Origin of the sequence: Streptomyces sp. NPDC002580 (genome assembly GCF_042889485.1) — a bacterium.
Classification (GTDB): Bacteria; Actinomycetota; Actinomycetes; order Streptomycetales; family Streptomycetaceae; genus Streptomyces.
Genome location: NZ_JBIAQZ010000002.1, coordinates 685,232 through 708,129, shown reverse-complemented (window position 1 = coordinate 708,129; position 22,898 = coordinate 685,232). Strand labels below are relative to the sequence as shown.

The following is a 22,898-nucleotide window of genomic DNA, read 5'->3' as shown; positions in this document are numbered from 1 at the left end:
CGCTTCCTACAGTCGGAACCATGAGTGCCACCGTGGCGGCGCGCCCGCCGAAGGACACCGCGGGCCCGAAACGGCCGTCCCAAGGCGGCTTCCTCAGCAAGGTCCCCGAGGGCTTCGCGGCCTTCTTCGCCGCCATCGGACTGCTCTGCGCCCTGCTCGCCTTCATCCCCCCACTGCGCAGACTGCTGCGCCCGGTGGTGCGCTTCCTGGACCTGCTGATCATCCCGGTCAGCGCCAACCTCGCTTACGCCGTCTTCCTCTTCCTGCTGGCCGCCGCGACGGCCGCCCGCAAGAAGGTCGCCTGGTGGCTGGTGGTCGTCTACCTCGGACTGCTGGTCCTGGTCGACGTCCTCGGCATCGCCGCCGGACTGTACGCCGCCTCCATCCCCTCGTTCGCCGTCTGCGGGCTCCTGCTGGCGCTGCTGATCGTGGCCCGCCGTGAGTTCTACGCGGACTCGCGGCGGGCCGCCGTCCGGCGGGCCCTTCTCGTCCTGTTCGTCGGGCTCGTCGTCGCGATCCTGGTGGGCTGGGGGCTGGTCGAGCTGTTCCCGGGCACGCTGCCGCGCGGCCAGCGGCTGCTGTGGGCCACCAACCGGGTCTGCGGCGGACTGGTCTCCGGCCAGTCCTTCGACGGCCGCCCGCCGCGCTGGCTGTTCTTCGTCCTCGGCCTGTTCGGCGCCCTCGCCCTCCTCAACGCCGCCGCCACCCTCTTCCGCTCCCAGCGCCTGGTGGCCGCCCTGCACGGTGACGAGGAGGCCCGTATCCGCGCCCTTCTCCAGGCGTACGGCGGCGAGGACTCGCTCGGCTACTTCGCGACCCGCCGCGACAAGGCCGTCGTCTTCTCGCCCAGCGGCAAGGCGGCCGTCACCTACCGTGTCGAAGCCGGGGTGTGCCTCGCCAGCGGCGACCCCGTCGGCGACCGGGAGGCCTGGCCGCACGCGATCGCCGCCTGGCTGGACATCGCCCGCCGCTACGCCTGGGCGCCCGCGGCGATGGGCGCGTCCGAGGAGGGCGCCAAGGCGTTCGCGCGCGCCGGGCTCGGCGCCCTCCAGCTCGGCGACGAGGCGATCCTGCGCGTCGCCGCCTTCGACCTCGGCGGCCGTGACATGCGCGTCACCCGGCAGGCCGTCAACCGGGTCAGACGCACGGGCGCCACGTGCCGGGTACGCCGGCACTCCACCCTGACCGACACCGAGATGGAGGAGATCGTCCGGCGGGCCGACGCCTGGCGCGACACCGAGACCGAGCGCGGCTTCTCGATGGCCCTCGACCGGCTCGGCGACCCCGAGGACGGCGACTGCCTGCTCGTCGAGGCGATGGACTCCGACGGCAAGCTCCTGGCCCTGCTCTCCTTCGTGCCCTGGGGCCGCGACGGCATCTCCCTCGACCTGATGCGCCGCGACCGCAGCGCGCCCAACGGCGTCATGGAGTTCATGGTCGCGGAGGTGTGCGCGGTGGCCGGGAAGTTCGGCGTCCGGCGCATCTCCCTCAACTTCGCCGTCTTCCGCTCGGTCTTCGAGGAGGGTGCCCGCATCGGCGCGGGCCCGGTGCTCAGACTCTGGCGCAGGCTGCTGCTGTTCTTCTCCAAGTGGTGGCAGCTGGAGGCCCTGTACCGCTCCAACGCCAAGTACCACCCCGACTGGTACCCGCGCTTCATCTGCTACGGGGAGACCGGTGCCCTCGCCCGCATCGGCATGGCGTCCGCCATCGCCGAGGGCTTCGTCTCCGTTCCCTCGCTGCGCACGCTGTGGGGGAAGGGGCACCCGCGGGGCGGACCCGAGCCCGCCACGACCGAGGGGCTGCCGTCGCTGGCGGCCCTCGGCCTCGACGCCGGGGAGGGGACGCCGGACGAGGACCCGGCCTCCGGCCTGCCCGACCAGGTCCGGGTGCGGCACCGCAAACTCGACCGGCTGCGCGCCGACGGCACCGACCCCTACCCGGTCGGCCTCCCGCCGCGCACCCACGTCCTGGCCGACGTCCGCGGCGGCGAGGACGTGACCGTCGCCGGACGCGTGATGCTCGTACGCGACTTCGGCGGGATCCTCTTCGCCGTACTGCGCGACTGGTCCGGCGATCTCCAGCTCGCCCTCACCCGAACGGAGTCCGGCCCCGCGCTCGATCGCTTCCGGCAGGTCGTGGACATCGGCGACCACATCAGCGCCGACGGTCTGGCGGGTGCCAGCGACACGGGCGAACCCACCGTCTTCGTCAGCTCCTGGCAGCTCACCGCCAAGTGCCTGAGGCCCCTGCCCGACAAGCGCAAGGGCCTCGCGGACCCCGAGGCCAAGGTCCGGCGCCGCTATCTCGACCTGGTGTCCAGCACCGGCGCCCGCGACGTCGTACGGTCCCGCTCCACGGCGGTCCAGGCACTGCGCCAGGGGCTGCTGGAGCGCGGCTACCTGGAGGTCGAGACGCCGATGCTCCAGCAGATCCACGGCGGCGCGAACGCCCGGCCCTTCACCACCCACATCAACGCCTACGACCTGGACCTGTATCTGCGCATCGCGCCCGAGCTCTACCTCAAACGGCTGTGCGTCGGCGGTCTGGAGAAGGTCTTCGAGATGGGCCGCACCTTCCGCAACGAAGGCGTCTCCTACAAGCACAACCCCGAGTTCACGATGCTGGAGGCCTACCAGGCCTTCGCCGACTACGACGTGATGCTCGACCTCGCCCGTGAGCTGATCCAGGGCGCCGCGACCGCCGCCTTCGGCGCGCCGATCGCCCGCAAGGACGGCATCGAGTACGACATCTCCGGAGCCTGGCCCGTCAAGACGGTGTACGGCGCCGTCTCCGAGGCGCTGGGCGACGAGATCGACGCGGACACCTCCCTGGAGGCGCTCCTGCGGCTGTGCGACCGCGCGGGCGTGCCGTACACGGCGGACGACGGCCGCGGCGACGTCGTGCTGGAGATGTACGAGCGGCTGGTCGAGGAGAGGACCCAGCTGCCCACCTTCTACAAGGACTTCCCGACCGACGTCTCCCCGCTCACCCGGCAGCACCGCGTCGACCCCCGGCTCGCGGAACGCTGGGACCTCGTCGCCTTCGGCACGGAACTGGGCACCGCCTACTCGGAGTTGACCGACCCCGTGGAGCAGCGTCGGCGGCTGACCGCGCAGTCGCTGCTGGCCGCCGGGGGAGACCCCGAGGCGATGGAGCTGGACGAGGACTTCCTCGACGCGCTGGAGTACGCCATGCCGCCCACCGGGGGACTGGGGATCGGCGTCGACCGGCTCGTCATGTTCCTCACCGGTCTGACGATCCGCGAGACGCTCCCGTTCCCGCTGGTGCGGCGCCGCTGAAATGGTCCAGGCGGGTGCTTTCGGGAGGCCCCATCGGTGTTGCTCAGCGGAGTGACCGCTCCACCGGGTGACTGATTAGTCATGAAAAAGGATCAGCTGATTACCCGACGCCGGGCGTTGATCGCCGGCGCCGCCGTCCTCGGGGCGGCCGGGGCCGCGGGCACAGCCCATGTCCTGACCGCCGACCAGGCCGCGAAGCCGGTGCGGAGCCTCCCCCGCTCCGGCCCCGCGGCCGCCCGTCCGCTCAAGCCGTCCGCCTACCGCCTCCAGCCGATCGCCGGGTACGGTGCGCCGCACCTCACGCACACCCGGACCCTCGTCCGGCACGAGCCGTTCCTGCGCATGTCCGGGCGCGGCCGCAGCCTGGTGCTGACCTTCGACGACGGCCCCGACCCGCGCTACACCCCGGAGATCCTGCGCACCCTGCGCGAGTACGACGTGCGCGCGATGTTCTTCGTGTGCGGGGAGACGGCCGCCCGCAACAAGGACCTGCTCGGTGAGATGGCCGACGACGACCACCTGGTCGGGAACCACACGTGGAGCCATCCGCTGCTGACCAAGCTCTCGCGCTCCGCGATCCGCTCCGAGATGGAGCGCACCAGCGAGGTCATCGACGACGCCTACGGCGAGCCGCCGGCCTGGTTCCGGGCGCCCTACGGTGCCTGGAACCGGGACGTCTTCCGGATCGGCGCCGAACTCGGCATGGAGCCACTGGGCTGGACGATCGACACGCTCGACTGGACGACACCGGGCACGCGCTCGATCGTCGGCCGGGTCAGGAGCGAAGCCGCGCCGGGCGTCGTCGTCCTCTCGCACGACGCCGGCGGAGACCGCTCGCAGAGCGTACGGGCGCTGCGCGAATACCTCCCGCACCTGCTCGACTCCGGCTACCACATCGTGGTGCCGCGCCGGAAATACGCCTGAAGCCCGTCCCGGCACCGTCGGCGGCCCCGGGCGACACGCGGCCCGGGGCCTTCGGCCGAGCCGGTCGGCGGGAGACGGAGAATTCGCCGACCGGCTTTCGCCGTCCGTCCGGGAACGCTCAGCGCACCTCGGTCATCCGGGCGAAGACGACCACGTTCCCGTCGTAGCCGTGCTGCTTGGAGAAACCGCCGCCGCAGGTGATGACGCGCAATTCCGGGGTGCCCTTGCTGTTGTAGACGCGGTCGCCGGGGAAATCGGTCTTCGCGAAAACCTCGATGCCGTAGATCTCGAACACCGCGGTCTTTCCGTCCTTGCGCAGGACCTCGACCCGGTTTCCCTTCTTGAGGGCGCCGAGTCCGTAGAAGACCGCGGGGCCCCGCATGTTGTCGACGTGGCCCACGACCACGGCCGTGCCCTTCTCCCCGGGCGAGACCGCGCCGGTGAACCAGCCCGCCAGATTCGGATCGTCGGGCGGCGGCGCGTCGACCCAGCCGTCGTTGTCGAGGCCCACCGGCATCACCGGGGCGTCGACCCGGATGGCCGGGATCCGCACCCGGTCGACCACGGAGTACGGCAGAGCCGGTGTGTTCGCGAAGGTGCCACCGGGCGTGCGGCTGTCCGCCGCGGCCGCCGAGGCGGGCTGCGGGGGGCCCACGTCGAACTCTCCGGAACCATTTCGGATGAGTGCGAGGCCGGTCAGCAGAACAAGCGCTATCACGCCCCAAGGAGCGCGCTTCCTCTGCCGCTCCTCCTCTTCGGCCAGCTCGGACGCAGACATTCTCCATCCCCTCTCGACGCGGCCGTCGCCTCGTCATTCGCGCATATGAGCACGCTAATGGCAGCGGAGCTGCCGGGCGACGGGTCGCGGGCGAACGGGTGGCGGAGTGAATCCCCCGTGCGCCATCCGAGTTGCTGTGACCAGGAATTTTCTGACGGTCCGTGACCTGCGGCAATATCCGATTGTGTGGAATTCGTTCGGCGTGTCTTCTCACCGGTACGGACCATTCCCGAAATGCGGTCCCGCGCAGGTCATCTGAGGGTCTGACTGGGAGGCGCTTTCTCGCCGATCCACCGGGGACGGTTCCCGGGGCGCCCCCGCGGAGGATCACATGCGTACTACTCGTGCCCTGGCGGTGTCTGCCGCCGCGGTCGCCGCCGTGGGGCTCGCCGCCCCCATGGCCGCGGCGTGGAACACCCCGAGCAACATCGTCGCCATGCCCAGTGTCATCGCCCGCGGCGGCCAGCTGACCGTCACGGTCGACGGATGCCCCAGGGGTGGCACCATGACCTCGCCCGCCTTCCGTCAGGCGCGGCTCCAGCCGCTGGTGGGCGGCCGCAACGAGGCGTCGAGCGGCACGGCCACCATCAACCAGGACGCCCGGCCCGGTTCGTACGACATCACCGTCAACTGCGACGGGACGGGTCCGCTGACGCGTCCGGCCGCCTTCACCGTCATCGGCGGCGTGCGCGGTGGTCTCGGCGGCAGCAGTTCCACCGGTGCCACCTCCACCGACATGGCGATCGGCGGCGGTCTGGTGGCCGCGGCGGCCCTCGGCGGCGGAGTGTTCTGGATGCGTCGCCGCTCGGAGAGGAGCATCTGAGCGTCCGTCGGGCCCGGCGGACGGTCCCGCCCCCTTCCGGGACCGGCCGCCCGCCGCACGGACGGCGCGCGACAGCGCACCTCACGGCCCTCGTGCCGGACCCTGCCCCCAGGGTCCGGGCGGGGGCCGCGCCGTCGTGTCAGGAGTCGTCGGACGCGGTGCGCCGACGGGACATGTACCAGGCGGTGCCGACGGAACCGGCGATCAGCGCCGCTCCCAGCCCGATCTCCTTCAGGTCGAAGCCGCCCGCGCTGCCGCCGACACCGGCCCGCACGCCCCGCTGGAGGGGGGCCGGGGTCGGACCGTCCGGCCGGCCGCCGGAGATGGTGAGACCGGTGCTGCCGCTCGCTCCGCCGCACGCGAACGTCACGTCGTACACGGCACCGGGTCTGGCGTCCCAGTCGACCATGGCGGTGGCCGAGGACTGCCCCGGCGGGATCGTGACGGTGTCGAAGACACCGGAGGTGACCGTGGCGCTGCCCCGGCATCCGTCGTCCCGCTTGAGGAGCAGGGACACCTGACCGCCCGCGGAGACGGTCGACGGCTGCACGCTGAAGGCGAACGGGGTGATCGGGGCGAGGTCGTGGTCGCCGTCCCCGGCGACGGCGGCGGTCGCGGAGAAGGTCAGGGCGGTCAAGCCCAGCAGTGCGGCCGAAGCGACGCGTATCGCGCGCATGGTGAGCCTCCAGGTCCCCGAGGAGCCTTGCTGCGGAACTATTCCGCTCGCGCCGGAAATGCACCTCGATGATCGAAACGCTAGGAAAGGGCGCGCCGTGGCGCGATCCCAGTCGCGCGAACGGGTCAATCGTGTGGGCCAGACGGGGGATGACGTACGTACGGCCGGGGGACGGACGCGGCGTGGCGTCCGTCCCCCGGCCCTGCCGTCTCGACCGGCCCTCCGCCGTCCGGCAGGACCCGGCCCGCTACCCGGGCAGGTGTGGGAAGAGAGCCGTGAAGGGCTCCGCGGACGCCGCGATCCCCCGGCTGTAGGGCGCGTCGAAGTCCCAGATCAGGAAGAGCAGGAAGGCGATCAGGGCGGAGAACAGCCCGGCCAGGATCAACTCCCGGGGGGTGCGCCGGATCTGCAGCGCGAAGATCATCCCGACCGTGACCACGGCACCGGTGATCAGCCCGAACCACACCACCCCGGGCATGGTCGCCCCCGTGGAGTCAGCCCGGGAGTTGCGGGCGGTGTCGGCCGCGGTCACCTGGTCCAGGAGCGGCTGGTAGGCCTGCGCCTCGAAGTCCGACGCGGGCTCGTAGTCGGTGACGTCGTGCCGGACGCGCTCGAAGAGCCGGGCGCCCTCCTCCGTCACCCGGCCGTGCTCGGCCATCGCCTTCCACTCGGTGGTGACCACGTGGTGGACGTACGTGTCGACGTCGCCGCGGATCCGGTCGCGGACGTCGGGCGGGTAGACCCGGACCCGCTCGGAGATCTCGTGCAGGGCCTGCGCCTCCGCCTGCACATGGTCCTGGGCGCCGCCGCGGGCCTCCCAGACACCGGCGATGGCCAGACCGAGGACGATGGCGTACACCACGCCGATCATCATCGTCATGTACTCGATGACGTCCGGGGTCTCGGTGGGGTCCTCGTCCTCGCGGGCCCTGCGGTGGCGCACTTGGGTCACGATGAGGACCACGAGGCACGCGGCCGCCATCGCGAGGGCGAGAACAAGCCATTCCGACAAGGTGTGTCTCCAGGGGTCAGCGCGGGCGCAGTGCCGCGGCGGCGAGCACCGCGGGCGCGGTGATGAGCAGGGTGAACGAGACCAGCGACGGGCCGCCACGGGGCGGGTGCTTGTGCGGCGGGGTGCGGTAGGCCGGATAGCTGACCGGGACCGGCGGGGGCGCGGGGCGCGCGCTCCGTGGGGGTTCGGGCTTCGGTGTGGGCCTGGGCGCGGGTCTCGGGGGCGCGACCGGCTCCGGCCGCGGCGGCGGGGGCTTCGGCGCCGGGGGCGGCGGTGGTGGTGGCGGCGGTGGCGCGGGCTTCGGCGCGGGGGCGGGCGGTGGCGCGGGCGGAGGTGTCGGCTTCGGCGGGGGAGGGGGTTTCGGGGGCGGCGGCGGGGTCGGTGTGGGAGTCGGCGGGCAGGGCGGCGGTGTGGTGGGAGCCGGGCACCGGATGGTGGTCCCGGCGATCGCCACCGCCCCGTCGCCCGCCACGGCCACCGCGGTCGTCCCCTCGCCGTCCGGGCCCGTGGAGGCGTAGGCGCAGGCGTCGGCCGCGGCTGTTCCGCTCGGCGCGCCGACGAGGAGCCAGGTGAGCGCCGTCAGCGCCAATGCCCGTATGACGAGGGCGGATCGGGTCCGTTGGGGTCCATGCACGACGAAGATCATGGGGTGCGGGGGACCTTGCCGCGCCGGAGTGTCCGGTATTGCCCCCGAAGGGGGGACCCCCGGCTCCCGGCCGCTTGACGTGCGGGCGGGAATCCTCCACGAAGGTCGAACGCGCGGGCGACCGGCTTGCCCGCGTCACGGCTTTCCGAAAGAAATTTGAGGCCTGTTTGAACACTCCTGCCCCTCCCGCCCGTACCTAGGGCCATGCGCGGCGCAGCAGGGCGCTGCAACATTTATGCGAACAGCGGGAGTTACCAATGAAGACCTCCTGGCGGAGCGCCTCACTCGTAGCGTCAGCTGCGGCCGTGCTGGCGCTCACGACGGCGTGTGGTCAGGAACAGGGCACGACGGGCAGCCAGAACGTGGGTGCCACCGCTGCCGCCGGCGCCGGCGGATACGGGACGAGTGCCACCGCCGGCAACGGCTACGGCGCCGATTCCAAGGACCAGGCGGCGGACGGGGCCGAGGCGAAATCCGCGGGCGAACTCGCCGTCTCGGAGAGCGCGAAGCTCGGCAAGGTGCTGACCGACGGCGCCGGGATGACTCTCTACCGCTTCGACAAGGACACCGCCGAGCCGCCGAAGTCGAGCTGTGACGGCGACTGCGCGAAGGCCTGGCCGCCCGTCCCCGCCGACGGCGCCGAAGCCGCCGCCGGTGTCGACAAGGCGCTGCTCGGCGAGGTCACCCGGACCGACGGTACGAAGCAGCTGACCATAGGCGGCTGGCCGATGTACCGGTACGCCAAGGACACGAAGGCCGGCGACTCCAACGGCCAGGGTGTGGGCGGTACTTGGTTCGCCTCGGCGCCCAACGGCAAGAAGGCCACGCTGGCCGACCTGCCCGGTCTGTCGGTCCGCAAGGACGCGAAGCTCGGCGACATCGTCGTCGACAAGAACGGCATGACCGTCTACCGCTTCATGAAGGACCAGGCCTGGCCCGTCTCGAAGTCGGCCTGCACGGGTGCCTGCCTGGAGAAGTGGCCGGCCGTCGCGCCGGTCGCCGAGGCCGACACCAAGGGCGTCAAGAAGAAGGGCCTGATGCCCTTCACCCGTCCGGACGGCGTGAAGCAGATGTCCGTCAACTGCTGGCCGATCTACACCTTCTCCGGTGACACCGCTCCCGGCGACACCAACGGCCAGGGTGTCGGTGGCACCTGGTACGCCGTGTCGCCCGAAGGAAAGCCGGTCGGCGCGTCCGAGTAGCCGACTCCCTCCCCGGGCCGAAGCACCTCGGCCGGACAGGTCTGCCTGCCGACCGCAGGACACAGGACGCGTGACCAAGGGTCCGCCCCCTCCGCACCGCACGGAGGGGGCGGACCCTTGCCATGTCCTGAAGAAGGCGCATCATTTCGGCTGACACCGGGACGTGAAAGGTCGCGGCCGCCGGCCCGGATGTGAAAGAACGCGGCGACCCATCGGCCGCGGCGGACACGCTTCGTGACGCCGCGGAGCTTTTTGGAGTGCTTCGCAGCGATTTCGCGACGGCGGTGCGTGGCGTTCCCGCGCGATGTTCGCAGACGCCAATTCCGCACGTGCCCGCGGCAGTGACCGGGAACGGACGGCCAATTTCCGTTTTGACTCGCCCCTTTGGCGGACGATCAGTAGCCTCTGCTCGAACACCGGATCGTCCACGCCGTCGCCTACGCCTTGGAGAGATAGATGGAGCGTCCCGCCTGGGCCCCTCGCAGCATCGACATCTCAGTGCCGAGTGTCTCCCGTATCTACGACTACTACCTGGGCGGTTCGCACAACTTCGAGGTCGACCGGGAAGCGGCACGCAGGGCGATGGAGTTCATGCCGGGACTTCCCAAGGTCATGCAGGCGAACCGAGCCTTCATGCGGCGGGCCGTTCGCTTCGCGGCCGACGAGGGCATCGACCAGTTCCTCGACATCGGCTCGGGCATCCCGACATTCGGCAACGTCCACGAGATCGCCCAACGCGTCCGGCCCGGCGCCCGAGTCGTGTACGTCGACCACGATCCCGTTGCCGTCGCACACAGCCAGGCCGTGCTGCGGGACAACGAGGACGCGGGCGTCGTCGCCGCCGATCTCCTCAAGCCCCGGGAAATCCTGGCGAGCGCCCAGGTCCAGCAACTGATCGACCTGAACCGGCCGGTCGCCCTGCTTCTCGTTGCCATACTTCACTTCGTGGAAGACGCGGACGACCCGTACCGGGCGGTGGCCGAACTGCGCGAGTCGCTCGCGCCGGGCAGCATGCTCGTCGTCACGCACGCCTCGTTCGAGGGAATTCCGCTCCCCAGGGAGCAGGCCGAGGGCACGGTCGACGTCTACAAGAACATCCGCAACCCGCTGATCATGCGCACGCGCGAAGAGATCGCGCGGTTCTTCGAGGGGTACGACATGGTGGAACCCGGACTGGTGCCGATGCCGGAGTGGCGGCCCGACACGGCACCCGAGGACGAGGATCCTTATGCATTCTCCGGGTTCGGCGGCGTGGGACGCACGGCGTGACCGCCGAGCCGGACGGGCCGGAGGACAGACTGCGCCGGTTCGCGAAGATCTGGAGCCGGGCGATCTTCCCGGTCACCTCGACCTCGCTGACCCGGCCGGAGTTCGAGGAACAACTGCTGCCGCTCGCGAGGCGGTTGAGCGACACCCTGCGCGCCAGGAACTTCGAGGCCGTCGAGGGCCGGACCGTCGGCGCCGCACTCGTCGCCGCCCACTGCACCGACCCCGAGGCACTCAGCCGGGCCCTCGACTGCGTCGACGCCTACCTGGTGCTCTACTGCGGCGAGGACGGGCCCCAGGAGGCGCTGCGCACCCGGTCCGCGCGTATCCAGCACGCCATGGCCGCCGGATACGCGCAGGCCCTGCGGGAACGGACACTCGCCGAACAACAGGCTATCTCCCAGGCCGCGTTGACCGCCCGCAGTGCCGTCGCCGAGGCCCTGCACGACAGCGAGGCCCGCTTCCGCGCGGTCTTCGAGGGCGCGGCCATAGGCATCGGCATCGCCGACCTCGACGGCAACATCCTCCAGGTCAATGATGCCCTGCTGCGCATGTTCGGCGGCTCGGAGCAGTCCATGCGGGGCCGTCGGGTCACCGAGTGGACCCACGCCGAGGACGCTCCTCAGATCTGGCGCCTCTACGACGAGTTGGTGCGCGGCGAACGCGAGCACTACCACGTCGAGAAGGCCTTCTACCGCCCCGACGGCACCGCCCTGTGGACCAATCTGACGGTCTCCCTGCTGCGTGACGCGGACGGCGAACCCCAGTACCAGCTCGCGCTGATGGAGGACACCACCGAGCGGCGGCTGCTCAACCTCCGGCTGCGCTACGAGGCCACCCACGACGCGCTCACCGGGCTGCCCAACCGGACCCTGTTCTTCGAGCGGCTGGAGAAGGCCCTCGCGGCGGGCGACGGACAGCGCTTCGGGCTCTGCTACCTCGACCTCGACGGCTTCAAGACCATCAACGACAGCCTCGGGCACGCGGCCGGCGACCGGCTGCTGGTCGAGGTCGCCGACCGCCTCCAGTCCTGTGCGACCGCACCCGGCGAGATGGTCGCCCGGCTCGGTGGCGACGAGTTCGTGGCCCTGACCACCGGCCCGAACACCGAGCACGAGGTCGACGAACTCGCCGGGCGCATCATGAACGCCCTCGTCACCCCGATCAGCATCGACGGCCGCGAACTGACCGTGCGCGGCAGCGTCGGTGTCGTCGAGGGCCCCGCAGGGGAACGCGGCGCCGCCGAGGTGCTGCGCAGCGCCGACATCACGATGTACCGGGCCAAGTCCGCGGGCGGCAACCGCTTCGAGATGGCCGACCCCGAGGCCGACGCCCGCGCCATCACCCGCAACGGTCTCACCACCGCGCTGCCCGCCGCCCTGGACCGGGGCGAGTTCTTCATCGAGTACCAGCCGCTGGTGCACCTCGGAGACGGCAGCGTCCGCGGCGCGGAGGCCCTGGTGCGCTGGCTGCACCCGCAGCACGGCGTCCTCGGCCCCGACCGTTTCATCCCGCTCGCCGAGCACACCGGACTGATCGTTCCGCTCGGCCGCTGGGTCCTGGAGCAGTCGGTGCGCCAGGCCCGCACCTGGCAGGACCGGCACTCCGGCGCGGGCCCGCTCCGCGTCAACGTCAACCTCTCGCCGTGCCAGCTGACCCATCCCGGCCTGGTCCAGGACACGGTCGAGATCCTGGAGCGCGAAGGCCTCGACGCCAGCGCACTGTGCCTGGAGGTCACCGAGTCCGCGCTCATCGGCGCCGACGACGACCTCCTCAAGCCGCTGCGCAGGCTGGCCGAGATGGGCGTCGACATCGCGCTCGACGACTTCGGCACCGGCTACTCGAACCTCGCCAACCTCCGCCGCCTGCCGGTCAGCATCCTCAAGCTGGACCGGTCCTTCACCCAGGGCATGCAGCAGTTCCCGGCGGACCCGGTCGACCTGAAGATCGTCGAAGGCATCGTCTCCCTCGCCCACAGCCTCGACCTCGCGGTCACCGTCGAGGGTGTGGAGACCGGCGCCCAGGCCGAACAGCTGCGGATACTGGGCTGCGACACCGCCCAGGGCTGGTACTACGCCCGCCCCGGCCCCCCGGAGCGGCTGCACGAACTGGCGCTGGTCGACGCGACCCTCTGAGCGGCGCTCCCCGCGGCGCGGTCTCCCCGGACGGGAGCCGCGCCGCGTCGTCGTGGCCGCCCACCGGGCCGGCCGTCGTGACCGCGTGCAGAGCGGGACGGCCACGCCTTCGGGGCGTCCGCGCCGCGTCGCCTCGCGCGCGGGGCCCCGGATATGTCTCACTGGCGGAACGCACCTCTCACAGATGGAGCCGAGACCGATGAGCACGGAACTTCAGGGCAGGACCGCCGTCGTCACCGGAGCCAGCAAGGGGATCGGACTCGCGGTCGCCGAGGCGCTGGCCGGCGCGGGCGCGAAGGTGATCGCCGGCTCCCGGGGCACGAGCCCGGGCCTCGACGCGCTGGTCGGCTCGGGGCACGTCACCTGGGTGCCGGTCGACCTCGCCGAACCCGGTGGCGCCGAGCGGCTCGTCGCGGCGGCGGGCGGCCGGATCGACGTCCTGGTCAACAACGTGGGCTCGGCCCCGGCCCGCACCGGAGGCTTCCTGTCGGTGACCGACGAGGACTGGCGGCGGACCGTCGACCTGAACCTGCTCACGGCCGTACGGGTCACCCGTGCGGCCCTTCCGCCGATGCTGGCCGCCGGGCAGGGCTCGGTCGTGACGATCGGCTCGGTCAACGCCACCCTGCCCGACCCGCTGGTGATCGACTACAGCGCGGGCAAGGCCGCCCTGGTCGCGTTCTCCAAGGCGCTGTCCAAGGAGGTCGGCCCGAAGGGCATCCGGGTCAACACGGTGAGCCCGGGACCGGTGGAGACCGAGCTGTGGCTCGGTGGCGGGGGAGTGGCCGCGACGGTGTCGGCCGCGGCCGGGACCACCCCGGCCGACGTGGTCGCCCAGGCGTCGGGCGCGACCGTCACCGGCCGCTTCTCCCAGCCGTCCGAGGTCGCCGGCCTGGTTCTCTTCCTCGCCTCGGACCGCGCGCGCAACATCACCGGCAGCGACTTCGTCATCGACGGGGGCCTCATTCCGACGTGGTGACGACGCCACGGTGCCGGCATCGGCGACGCGGTGAGTGCCCCGGCAGCGTCCGGCACCGTGAAGACGTGTCGGCCGTTGATCCTCACGAGGCCCATGACCTGCTCCGCGGTCGGCGCCGCGAAGACCAGCGACCGCTGGTCGGGCTCGCCAAAGTCGTCGCCGCCCAGCTGAGAGCGAGCGATCACAGCGGGGCCCATGATCGCGACCGTGGCACCGGCCTCACGCGACAGCGCAGTCAGTCGAACTCTCGCAGTACTTCGGCGATGTTGGCCCGGTAGGTGTGCAGTGCTTGCAGTGCGGCGGTGTACCGGTCGTGGTGGCGTGCGATGTCCGCGGCCTGTTCGCGGGCCTTTACGGAGTGCCAGAGTTCGGCCGTGTGGTGGCGGCGCTTGCAGATGACGTCCGCGATGGCGGTGGCCCGCTCCCGTTGTGTGTGGCGGGTGTTGCCGTCACTGCCCCGCTGCCAGGCGTCGTCCGTGTATGCCGCGACGGGGTCGCGGTAGCGGGTGAATCCTTGGTCCGCCACACACTGGGACCACTCGTCCCAGGCCGCGCGCAGGCGCGGGTCGCGCTGGACCGTCTTGTCGACCTCGGCCGCCCGGGTGGTTGCGTAGAGCCAGTCCCGCTTGAGGTTGATGCCGTGCATCAGCCGCTGGTTCGCTTCGGCGTTGCAGACGGGCAGGTCCGCGTACTCGGCGTTGGTCATCCGGCGGCCCTTGGGCTGCATGCCCGTCGGCTTTGCCGGGTCCCAGCCGTAGCCCCAGCGGCGGGCGGTGGCAAGGTCCAGGATGCCGTAGTCGGTGCTGACCGCGGTGACAATCATGGGGTCGCTCGGGTAGCGGGGATCGAGCGGGAAGTCCGCGTGGCCGTGCCGCCCCATGCACTGCCGGGCCAGCAACGCCGATGCGCGCTGCTCTTGTTGGTAGTCCTGCGGCGTGTAGTCGTAGCGGTCGGCCGGCAGGGGGCCGAGGTCGGACGCCGTGCGGATCATTACAGGGGCTGCTGGACCGGAAGCGCAGATCGCCGCCAGCACCGCCACGCCTGCCACGACACCCGGCCGCCACCCCCGTCTCGTCATACGCGGGATGTTAGTGGGCGGCGCCCGGCGGCCGGTTCTGGGGGCGGGAGTTGACCGGCGATCACACTGATGACCCGCCGCCCGGCGAGCAGGAACAGCGATCTGAGCCCGGCGGGCAGGAACAGCGATCTGAGCCTGGCGGGCTGATCGGCAGACCACGTCGCTGCCCTCGTCCCCGACCGCGTCGGCCAACACCACGGCCGTCGTGATGCGCTTGCCCACCGGCTCGCGGCGCATCTCGAAACCGCGGCAGACCGCCACGACGATCTCCAGCCCAGGCTGGCCGACCCGGCCCGGTCGGCCAGGCGGCCGGGGAGGCGCCTGACCTGCGGCGGGGGTGGTGTCGCGTCCGTGTCCCAGTGGTCGCTTGCCGTCCGCTGCGTGGTCTTCGTCGCCGGCGGAGTTCCGGCCGCCTCTTGCGCAGGAGGGCGGACCGTCAGCGCTCTTCGCTGATCCCATGGCGAACCCTGCGAGATCTCCTCACCTTCTTCACTCTTCACTCTTCGGCTGCCCGGGACGTGCCTCCTCTCGATCGGAAGAGGCCGCTGACCTGCTGTAAAGCGCGAAGAGCCGCAGTGGCGCCGTGACGCCCGTGCGTCTTTTCCGCCGGTTGCAGGGCATCCCGTCCATCTGGAGCGAGGGCGGGCGGGGTGCGGGTTGCCAGAAGAGGGAGCTGTAGAGGATGGTTGCCTTGAGGCAATGATCCATCGACTGGATGAGGTGAGGGGTTCGCTCAGCGGGCCTTGGTATTTGTGACTTCCATCGAGCAAGGTCCTGGCGTGAGCGGCGTCGCTCCGGCGGACGCGGTATGGACGTCCGTGCCGTACCCGGTTGTGATCGTCGACCGGTCCGGCACGGTACGGCACGCGAACCCCCAGGCCAAAAGCCTCCTGCCCGCCGTCCACTCCGGCGCACCCCTGACCGGGAGTGCTCCGGCGTGGCTCGCGGCCGGCCACGCGGACCAGGTGAGGGGCGACTCCCGCGCGAGCGCTGTATCGGGGCCGGTGGGGGAGCGGACCTACGAGGCTCACGCCACGGTGCGGGACGACGGCGACGTCGTGTGGTGGCTGGTGGATGACACGGACCATCAGCTGGCCCGTGAAGCGCTGCGGGTGGAACGCGAGCGGACCGCGTTCTTGACCGAGGCGTCCAACATGCTGCTCTCGTCGCTGAATCTGGAGCGGTGCATGGACGTGACGGCGCAACTCGCTGCCGAGTACCTCGCCGATGCCGCCCTGGTCATCGCACCTCGCACAGGCCGCGTCCTGCCGGTCGTCCAGTGTCTGCGCGGCGAGGCGCCGCCATTCGTGAGCAGCTGTCCCCCCGCCACATCCCCGACGAGGTCATCGAGGTCCCGGGCGTGCCCCACGCAGCGGTTCAAATGGAAAGTCGACCCTGAGGACGTCCCCGGCCTCGGGGAAGCCCTGCAGGGCTTCCCGCCGGTGCCCTCCCGCTGGATAGACCCCGCTTCCGCGCCGAGCTGGCTGGTCCCGGACGGCTTCGGCACCGTCGGCTCCATCGTCATCACCCCCCTGCCGGGGCACGGGGTTCCCGCCGGCGCCCTGGTTCTCCTGCGGCGCAGTGGAGAGAAGGCGTTCAGCGCGGGCGAGGAAGTCTTCGCCCGCCTGTTCGCCGCCCGGGCCGGCGCGGCCATGTCCGCGGCCCGCCTGTATGCCGAGCAGTCCTCCCTCGCCCAGACCCTCATGCAGGACCTGCTCCCGCCGGCCCTGTACCGCGTGTCGGGGGTGGAGTTCGCCGGCGGCTACCGGGCGTCGAAGGACCAGGAACGGGTGGGCGGCGACTTCTACGACGTGCACCCGGCAGCCGCCGACGGCGAGGAGTCCTTCGCCGTGCTCGGTGATGTGTGCGGCAAGGGGCTGGAGGCCGCGGTCCTGACGGGGAAGATCCGCAACATCCTGCAGGCTCTGCTGCCGATGGCCGAGGACCACCAACGAGTGATCGATCTCCTCAACAGCGCACTCCTCAATTCCCGGACGACGCGCTTCGCCACATTGGCCATGGCATCGGTCGTACGGGAAGGGCGCTGCGTGCGGCTGAGGGTGACCAGCGCCGGCCACGAGCCGGCCCTGATCGTGAGGAGCGACGGCACCGTCGAGGAAGGAACCTCACGCGGCACTCTCGTCGGCGCCCTTCCCCGGGCCCAGGCGACGACTACGCAGGAGACGCTTCAGCCCGGGGACTTCTGCGTGCTGTTCACAGACGGGTTCACCGAAGCCAAGGGCGGCTCGCTGGGCGGTGAACTGTACGGCGAAGCCCGCATGAAGCGCGCTCTGGCGCAATGCGCGGGGATGCCCGCCGAGGCTGTCGTGGAACACATGCTGATGCTCGCCGCCCAGTGGGTGGGCCCCGACGTCCACGATGACATGGCCATCATGATCATCTCTGCGCCGCGCTCAGACCACCTCGCGGTAGACGGTCGTGTCCGGGGCAGGTTCACCGCGTGACCCGGATACCAGCCGCTCCGCAGCCGTGGGAAGAACAGCTGTGGGAAGCGGTCAGCACAGGCGACGAAGAGGCAGCCACCCGCACCGTTTTCGGAGCTCTGGAGGACGGAGTCCCGCCCGAGACGGTGCTCCTGGACCTGGTGGGCGCCGTACAGCGCAGGGTCGGCGAGGAGTGGGCGGCAAACCGCATCACGGTGGCCCAAGAGCACGCGGCCACCGCCATCAACGAACGCGCCATCGCCGCCCTGTCCCACCGCTGCGCCCCGCACGCGGCAGCCTTCCGAGGCCGGGCGACCGTGACGTGCGTGGACGGCGAATGGCACAGCCTGCCTGCCCGCCTGGTCGCCGAAGTGCTCAAGCTGCGCGGCTGGAAGGTGGAATATCTCGGAGCCCAGGTCCCCACCCGCCACCTGATCAGCCACATCCACCAGACCGGCCCCGAGTTCGTCGCGCTCTCCAGCTCGATCCCCGTCCGCCTGCCAGCCGCACACGCCGCGATCACCGCAGTCCAGGCCACCGGCACCCCCGTCCTGGTCGGCGGCGCAGCCTTCGGCCGGCACGGCCGGCACGCCCGACGCCTGGGCGCTGACGCCTGGGCCCCCGACGCCCGGGCCGCCGCCGACCGGCTCGAGCAGGGACCGCTGCCCCGCCCCGCAGCCGCGCACCAGCCCATCGACGACCTGCCGCACCTGGCCGACCAGGAGTACACCATGGTCGCCCGCGCCCGTACCCGCCTGGTACGCGCGGTGATGGCCACGATGGAAGAACGCTTTCTCGCAATGCGGGACTACACCGATGTCCAGCGCGAGCGCACCGCCGAGGACATCGCGCACATCGTGGACTTCCTGGCCACGGCCCTCTACACCGACGACGTCGACCTGTTCACCGACTTCATCCTCTGGACGGGCGGCATCCTCGGCTCCCGTGGTGTCCCCGCTCATTCCCTCATCCCGGCCCTGGACATCCTCGGCGAGCAGCTCAAGGACTTCCCCCGGGCCGCATCCACGCTCCACCAGGCCGCCGACCGCCTCCGCCGGGCCGGATCAGTGATCGCCTCCGACTCCAGGACAACCGTATGACGCGCCTCGCCGGCTTCGATCTCGACCACCTGCGCCTGACCGCCGCCGAAGCCGACGACGCAGTGCACGTGAGGCTGGACGGATTCCTCGACTACGACAGCGCCGACTACTTCCTGGCCGCCGCCACCCGACCCCTTGCCGCAACCCCGGGCCTGCGCCACCTGCATCTGGAATGCGGCGCTCTGAGCGGTATCGACTCCATGGGGCTCGCCATGCTGCTCATGCTGCACCGCCGAACGACTGCCGTCGGCGTCAGCCTTCACCTGGACAACCGGACACCGGCTCTGGACAGGCTGCTGGACATCACCGGCACCCTGGACCTCCTGGTTCCCGACCGCACAGGACAAGAGAAGCCGCGAAACGAGGCGGACGCCGCGGGCCCGCTCAGTGATCTCCTCGACGGCCGGCGCATGGCATATCGTCATACGTCCAAGGGCGGCAGCCCTGCCGGCTTCGGGGGAGCTGGGCCGGACGCCAGCTCTGATATTCGAACACGCGCACGCCCGGCGTGAGTGGGGCCCAACCTCTCGGAGGAAACCGCATGACCGAGCGCACCCGCCTGACCTCCGAGTCCGTCCGCGCAGCGACCCGTCAGGTCCAGAACATCGTCGAACTCCTCGACATCCTCTGGGAGCAGGCCCGCAGCCAGACTCCGCCCCCCTACATTCCAGCCTCACAACTGCGCGTCATGTGCATCGTCGACCGTGAAGACGGCATCCGCATGCGCGACCTCACCCAGCTCCTGGGCGCCGCACCCCCCTCGGTCAGCCGCCTGATCGACCGCCTGCAGGCCATGGGGTTCGTGAAACGCGGCGCCTGTCCCGACAGCCGCCGCGAAGTACTGCTCTCCATCACCCCCGCCGGCCATGACCAACTGGCCCGGATCCGTGAACTGCGCGACCAGCTCCTGCACCAGGCGCTCGCAGACATGCCCTTCCGCCAGCGCGCCGCACTGACCGAAGGGCTCGCCGGCCTGCAGCACGCCCTGCTCAGCCAGCCTGCCCTCCACCTGGCCCAGGAGGGCACGGCGCCCCCGGGCAGACATCGGGGCACGGCAGCGTATTCCGCCTGAGCGCGTGTTGAGTTCTCTGGTCAGGTCGTCTGTGCGGCTGGACCATGGGGTTTGTGGCGTCCGGCGGATCGACCCGCTCGTGAACTGGCCCGACGACTTCCTGAAGATGCCGCTGAAGACCGTCTCCCGACCTGCGGTGTGAAGGGATTCGTCGTTCTGCCCCGACGCCGGAATTCGCGCACCCTCGGATGGATCATGGAATCCCAGGAGCCGCGCCCGTCAGCCAGCCCTTGACCCGTCCTGGACGAGGCGCCCCGTCACCAGCCCATCGCCTTCGCCGCACCGTCACATGAACGCTCGACCCCGCCGAAGGCGGAGCCCGAGCCGCAAAGCGCGAGAACAGCGGATCCACAGCTCAGGCATCCGCGATGGCAGTCGTCACCCCGGCCGCCTCGCGGACGAGCCGATAGGACGCCCCGGTCGGCCCATGCACCCGGCACCACCCCAGCCGCGCCAAGGCGTCAGCCCGCTTGCCAGAGAACCCTGACACCGACCGTCACTGCGCGTCGACCGGCCGACAGCGCGGCAGCCCACTTCGATCTCCCCGCCTACTCCCTCATACGCGCCGAAAGGCTACGATTACCCTCTGAAAGCAGACCAGGCCCTCACGCAGAAAGCTGCCGATCACCACCCGCCTTCAGAGGCCAGCAGCAATACGGCCCAGCACTTCTAGGATCGCAACCTGTCCATGCAAAGAGGAAGCGGACACGCGTGCGCCGTTGACACCCGGCACCCGTCACTCCGCGGCCCTGGCACCACCGCGCACCACGCGCCGGACGCCGAGCACTGCTGGAAAGGCCGGTTCACCCTCTCCCAGGCACCGAGGCGACGGCCGGAGTACGAGGCGAGCGGGCCGGCCGGAGACGGATTGCCCCACCGACACGTACACCTCCACCACGTTGTCACGAGCCGAAGACCTCCCACGGCAGACCAAGATCGGCGTACTCCACTATGAACAGATTTGTGGCTGCGGAGCGCGCCCTGCGGACAGCGGCCCCCCACCAGTTGCTCGATGCAGTCCGCCGCGTCCTCGTCGAGCAGTACGAAGCAGACACCGTCGAGCTGTTCATGGCCGACTACGGCACGACCGTGCTGCAGCCGGTCTCCAAGCTGCCTCACACCCTGGAGCCGCTCTCGGTCCACAACAGCCCGGCAGGACGGGCCTTCGGAGCCCAGGAACCCTTCATCGAAGGCCTGTCGCACGGCCTGGTGTGCGTCCACCTGCCCGTCACCGTCCGAGGGGACCGACTCGGCATCCTCTCGGTGAGCCTCCCCGGCGGGGAACACGCACGCAGCTGCCTGAAGGAACTGACCGAACTCGCCGATGTGCTCGGACACGAGGTCGTCGTGGCCGAACGGGACACGGACCTCTACCTCCAAGCACGCCGCAAGGACCGGCTGACCCTGGCTGCCGAGATGCAGTGGCAGCTGCTGCCCGGCCGCTCTTACGCCTGCCCCGAATACGACCTCGGAGCACAGCTGGAGCCCGCCTACGCCATCTTCGGCGACAACTTCGACTGGTCCGTGACCGCCGACCGGCTCCTCCTCTACGTCTCCAACGGGATGGGCGAGGGGATGGAGGCCTCCCTGCTCACCAATCTGGCCGTCAACGCTCTGCGCAACGCCCGACGGGCCGGCATCGGCCTCGCCGACCAGGCCGCCCTCGCCGACCAAGCGGTCTACGCCCACTACCGGGGCCGCTGCTACCTGTCCTCCCTCATGTTCGACTTCGACCTTGTCAGCGGCCAGGTCCAGGTCGTGGACGCGGGCTCCCCCCAGGTGCTGCGCCTGCGCAACGGCACGGTCGAGCGCGTCACCTTCAACGCCCAGCAGCCGCTGGGAATGTTCGAGGAGACCGACTACGCGGCCCAGGACTTTCAGGTCGAGCCAGGTGACCGTCTCGTCTTGGTCAGCGACGGCGTCTACGAGACCTTCTCGCGCGACGGAGAACCCTACGGTGATGCCGCACTGACCCGGGCCATCATGTCCACCCGGCTCCTGCCCCCCGCGGACGTCCCCCGGGCCGTCCTGCGGGAACTGACGGGCCACCGCGGCCAAGCCGTGCCGACCGATGACGCCCTGGTCCTCTGCCTGGACTGGCGCGGAAGGCCCTCGTGATTCGGCGCCGCGTGGCCAAAAGCGTGTCAGCGGTGGTGTGCCGCTTCCCCCGGGGCGAGGAGGAAGCCGCACACCACCGCTGACGATGCTGAGGGGGGTCAGTCGGTGGTGAGCATGCCCTCACGGAGTTTGGCGAGGGTGCGGTTGAGGAGGCGGGAGACGTGCATCTGGGAGACGCCGAGGTGTTCGCCGATCTGGGCCTGGGTGAGTTCCTCGACGAACCGCATGTGGATGATGCGGCGTTCGCGGTCGTCGAGTTCGGCGATCATCGGGGCGAGGGCGTGGAAGTCCTCGACGAGTTCGAGGGCGGAGTCGTCCACGCCGATGAAGTCGGCGAGCGCGGCTTCGCCGTCCTCGCTGGAAGTGATGGCGGTGTCGAGGGAGGCCGAGGTGTAGCCGTTCGCGGCCTTCCGTGCCTCGATGACTTCACTCTCCGACAGGGACATCAGCTCGGACAGTTCCTGCGTGGTCGGCATGCGGCCCAGCCGGCTGCGGAGCTCCTCGGTCGCCTTGGCGAGCTGGACGCGGGCTTCCTGGAGGCGGCGGGGGACGTGGACGGCCCACGTGGTGTCGCGGAAGAAGCGCTTGATCTCGCCGACGATGTAGGGGACGGCGAAGGAGGTGAACTCGACCTCGCGGGACAGTTCGAACCGGTCGATGGCCTTGATCAGCCCGATCGTGCCGACCTGGACGATGTCCTCCATCTCGTCCTGACCGCGGCTGCGGAAGCGCGAGGCCGCGTACTGGACGAGGGTGAGGTTCATTTCGATGAGGGTGTTGCGCGCGTACTGGTACTCGGGAGTGCCCTCTTCGAGGACGGCGAGCTGGTCGAAGAACAGTTTGGACAGCTCGCGGGCATCCTTAGGCGCGATCTGTGAGGGGTCGGCGATCTCCGGCAGTACCGTGGTGTGCGCCTTCGCTGCCTTCGTCACTGTCATCTCAGGCCCCTCCTCAGCGAGTTTGTGGTCAGCCGCCGCCGTCGGGGGCCGAACAACACGCCGGTTACCCGGCTTCGATGCATGCATGCCAAGCAGTTTCCCGACCTGTCCCCTCCCCGTTGCGGGAGGTGACGCGGACAGCTTCTGTCTATCCGTCAGGCGAGGCGAGGCGACAGCAGCGCCAGGACGAAGCGGGCGACCCGGTCGGCCTCCGCCGTGGTCGCGTACTGGCCGCGTTCCTGGACGGTGACCAGGAACGCCTCTCTGCGCATCAACATCGCGAAACACCTCCAGTTGGTCCAGTGCCTGTTTCCGGACCTTTTGGCTCCGGTGGAGAACCGGCAACAACGCAGAGCGGGCCGGGAAGCGCTGAGACTTCCCGGCCCGCTGATGGCTCGGTAGTGGTGC

At 70.6% G+C, this 22,898-nt stretch carries 19 protein-coding genes; 12 read left to right on the top strand and 7 right to left on the bottom strand.

Annotation, left to right across the window (positions count from 1 at the left end):
- Positions 1–20 precede the first annotated feature (20 nt).
- Positions 21–3,299: a bifunctional lysylphosphatidylglycerol synthetase/lysine--tRNA ligase LysX gene (gene lysX, locus ACFYW7_RS09545; RefSeq protein ID WP_389499836.1), complete on the top strand. Its 3,279-nt coding sequence runs from the start codon at positions 21–23 to the stop codon at positions 3,297–3,299.
- Between the two features lie 81 nt (positions 3,300–3,380).
- Complete coding sequence (locus tag ACFYW7_RS09540; protein WP_389499834.1) at positions 3,381–4,223, top strand: polysaccharide deacetylase family protein; 843 nt, start codon at positions 3,381–3,383, stop codon at positions 4,221–4,223.
- Positions 4,224–4,341: 118 nt separating this feature from the next.
- Here the strand turns inward: ACFYW7_RS09540 and ACFYW7_RS09535 are convergent, their stop codons facing one another.
- The gene (locus ACFYW7_RS09535; RefSeq protein ID WP_389499832.1) at positions 4,342–5,001 is read right to left on the bottom strand and encodes a class F sortase; all 660 of its coding nucleotides are present in this window, start codon (positions 4,999–5,001) and stop codon (positions 4,342–4,344) included.
- Positions 5,002–5,332: 331 nt separating this feature from the next.
- Here ACFYW7_RS09535 and ACFYW7_RS09530 point away from each other — a divergent pair, with 331 nt between their 5' ends.
- Entirely contained in the window at positions 5,333–5,824 is a 492-nt protein-coding gene (locus ACFYW7_RS09530) for a hypothetical protein (protein WP_389499830.1), read from the top strand.
- A gap of 139 nt (positions 5,825–5,963) precedes the next feature.
- Here the strand turns inward: ACFYW7_RS09530 and ACFYW7_RS09525 are convergent, their stop codons facing one another.
- The 3 genes from ACFYW7_RS09525 to ACFYW7_RS09515 form a co-directional block, all read right to left on the bottom strand.
- Positions 5,964–6,500 carry a hypothetical protein gene (locus ACFYW7_RS09525; protein WP_389499828.1) on the bottom strand — a complete coding sequence of 179 codons (537 nt, stop codon included), beginning with the start codon at positions 6,498–6,500 and terminating at the stop codon, positions 5,964–5,966.
- Positions 6,501–6,747: 247 nt separating this feature from the next.
- Positions 6,748–7,512, bottom strand: coding sequence for a hypothetical protein (locus tag ACFYW7_RS09520; RefSeq protein ID WP_389499826.1), 765 nt, complete (start codon positions 7,510–7,512; stop codon positions 6,748–6,750).
- A 16-nt stretch (positions 7,513–7,528) separates the two neighbouring features.
- Positions 7,529–8,146, bottom strand: coding sequence for a hypothetical protein (locus tag ACFYW7_RS09515; protein WP_389499824.1), 618 nt, complete (start codon positions 8,144–8,146; stop codon positions 7,529–7,531).
- 269 nt (positions 8,147–8,415) lie between these two features.
- Here ACFYW7_RS09515 and ACFYW7_RS09510 point away from each other — a divergent pair, with 269 nt between their 5' ends.
- From ACFYW7_RS09510 to ACFYW7_RS09495, 4 genes are all read left to right on the top strand, one after another.
- Positions 8,416–9,360, top strand: a complete 945-nt coding sequence (locus ACFYW7_RS09510; RefSeq protein WP_389499822.1) for an SCO0930 family lipoprotein — start codon at positions 8,416–8,418, stop codon at positions 9,358–9,360.
- A 456-nt stretch (positions 9,361–9,816) separates the two neighbouring features.
- Positions 9,817–10,629 (top strand): SAM-dependent methyltransferase, encoded by an 813-nt coding sequence (locus ACFYW7_RS09505; protein WP_389499820.1) that lies wholly within the window; start codon positions 9,817–9,819, stop codon positions 10,627–10,629.
- The gene (locus ACFYW7_RS09500; RefSeq protein ID WP_389499818.1) at positions 10,626–12,761 is read left to right on the top strand and encodes a putative bifunctional diguanylate cyclase/phosphodiesterase; all 2,136 of its coding nucleotides are present in this window, start codon (positions 10,626–10,628) and stop codon (positions 12,759–12,761) included. The genes ACFYW7_RS09505 and ACFYW7_RS09500 overlap by 4 nt, the downstream gene beginning before the upstream one ends.
- A 199-nt stretch (positions 12,762–12,960) precedes the next feature.
- Positions 12,961–13,740 carry an oxidoreductase gene (locus ACFYW7_RS09495; RefSeq protein ID WP_389499816.1) on the top strand — a complete coding sequence of 260 codons (780 nt, stop codon included), beginning with the start codon at positions 12,961–12,963 and terminating at the stop codon, positions 13,738–13,740.
- Between the two features lie 235 nt (positions 13,741–13,975).
- Here the strand turns inward: ACFYW7_RS09495 and ACFYW7_RS09490 are convergent, their stop codons facing one another.
- Positions 13,976–14,818, bottom strand: a complete 843-nt coding sequence (locus tag ACFYW7_RS09490; protein ID WP_389499814.1) for a hypothetical protein — start codon at positions 14,816–14,818, stop codon at positions 13,976–13,978.
- 779 nt (positions 14,819–15,597) lie between these two features.
- Between ACFYW7_RS09490 and ACFYW7_RS09485 the strand changes: the two genes are divergently transcribed.
- The 5 genes from ACFYW7_RS09485 (at position 15,598) to ACFYW7_RS09465 (ending at position 21,552) form a co-directional block, all read left to right on the top strand.
- On the top strand, positions 15,598–17,283 hold the full coding sequence (locus ACFYW7_RS09485) for a SpoIIE family protein phosphatase (RefSeq protein WP_389499812.1): 1,686 nt from the start codon (positions 15,598–15,600) through the stop codon (positions 17,281–17,283).
- On the top strand, positions 17,280–18,362 hold the full coding sequence (locus ACFYW7_RS09480) for a B12-binding domain-containing protein (RefSeq protein WP_389499809.1): 1,083 nt from the start codon (positions 17,280–17,282) through the stop codon (positions 18,360–18,362). The genes ACFYW7_RS09485 and ACFYW7_RS09480 overlap by 4 nt, the downstream gene beginning before the upstream one ends.
- Positions 18,359–18,874 (top strand): STAS domain-containing protein, encoded by a 516-nt coding sequence (locus tag ACFYW7_RS09475; protein ID WP_389499807.1) that lies wholly within the window; start codon positions 18,359–18,361, stop codon positions 18,872–18,874. The genes ACFYW7_RS09480 and ACFYW7_RS09475 overlap by 4 nt, the downstream gene beginning before the upstream one ends.
- Before the next feature lie 29 nt (positions 18,875–18,903).
- Entirely contained in the window at positions 18,904–19,434 is a 531-nt protein-coding gene (locus ACFYW7_RS09470; protein WP_389499805.1) for a MarR family winged helix-turn-helix transcriptional regulator, read from the top strand.
- Positions 19,435–20,385: 951 nt separating this feature from the next.
- On the top strand, positions 20,386–21,552 hold the full coding sequence (locus tag ACFYW7_RS09465; RefSeq protein ID WP_389499803.1) for a PP2C family protein-serine/threonine phosphatase: 1,167 nt from the start codon (positions 20,386–20,388) through the stop codon (positions 21,550–21,552).
- A 98-nt stretch (positions 21,553–21,650) separates the two neighbouring features.
- Here ACFYW7_RS09465 and ACFYW7_RS09460 read toward each other — a convergent pair whose 3' ends face one another.
- Positions 21,651–22,490, bottom strand: coding sequence for an RNA polymerase sigma factor SigF (locus tag ACFYW7_RS09460; protein ID WP_389499801.1), 840 nt, complete (start codon positions 22,488–22,490; stop codon positions 21,651–21,653).
- Between the two features lie 155 nt (positions 22,491–22,645).
- Positions 22,646–22,768, bottom strand: a complete 123-nt coding sequence (locus ACFYW7_RS09455) for a hypothetical protein (RefSeq protein WP_389499799.1) — start codon at positions 22,766–22,768, stop codon at positions 22,646–22,648.
- Between the last annotated feature and the right edge of the window lie 130 nt (positions 22,769–22,898).